1 protein-coding gene is annotated in these 1,006 nt (G+C 72.3%); it reads left to right on the top strand.

Annotated elements, in window-relative coordinates:
• Positions 1–35: 35 nt before the first annotated feature.
• A partial coding sequence (locus ACFHVL_RS31345; RefSeq protein WP_416632240.1) for an ISAs1 family transposase occupies positions 36–1,006 on the top strand: 971 nt, incomplete at its 3' end.

Here is a 1,006-nt window from a genome sequence, read left to right on the forward strand (position 1 = left end):
GACTAGCCTCGAAGTTCATCGCTGGAGCCGCGCTCGTGACGACATCTTCCCTGACCGACCCCGTTGTTGACCACCTTGCCGATCTGGCGCTGTGGGAAGCCGAACTCGCCGCCGGCCCGGCCGATCCCTTGTCGATGGTGTCGCCCCTGGTGGCACGGCTGGCCCGGGTGCCGGACCCCCGCCGGCCGCGCGGACGGCGCCATCCGCTGCTGGTGATCCTGGTCCTGACCGCGTGTGCCACCCTCGTCGCCGGCAACGACAGCCTGACCGCGATCCGGCAGTGGACGGCCCGGACCCCACAGAACGTCCTGCACCGCCTCGGCGCCCGCCGTGACCCACCGACCAGCCGCTACCTCGTACCGAGCGAACGGACCTTCCGGCGGGTCCTGGCCGCCGTCGACGGCGACGCCCTCGACACGGCGACCTGCGGCTACGCCGCGGACGTGGCACGCGGCGACACCCCGGCCCCACGGATCCCCGCCAGCCCAGACGAACCCACCGAACGCGAACAACGCCGCGCCGCGACCCGGGCGTTCACCCACCCGGCACCGGCCGGACTGCTGCCCGCCGCCGCGATCGACGGGAAACTGCTGCACGGCACCCGCACCCCCACCGGGCAGGTGATCCTGGTCGCCGCCGTCACCCACGACCGTGCCGTGATCCTGGGCCAACGCCAGGTCGCCGACAAACGCGGCGAGGCCACCGCGACCGAGGACCTACTCACACCGCTGAACGTCGCCGGCATGCTCCTCACCCTGGACGCCCTGCACACCACCAGGAAAACCGCCCGGCTGATCACCGACACGGTGAACGCCCACTACATACTGATCCTGAAGGGGAACCAGCCGCTCGCCCTGCGCGCCGCCCACACGTTGCTGTCCGGCACCGACACCGAGTTCGCCGACCGGACCGGCGTCGACGCCGATCGCGGACACGGACGCGCCGAACGCCGCACGATCCGCGTCACCGGCTGCGACGACACCCTGTTCCCCGGAGCCCGCCAGGT

This window comes from Micromonospora sp. LOL_023, assembly GCF_048060115.1.
In the GTDB taxonomy this organism is placed as follows: domain Bacteria; phylum Actinomycetota; class Actinomycetes; order Mycobacteriales; family Micromonosporaceae; genus Micromonospora_E.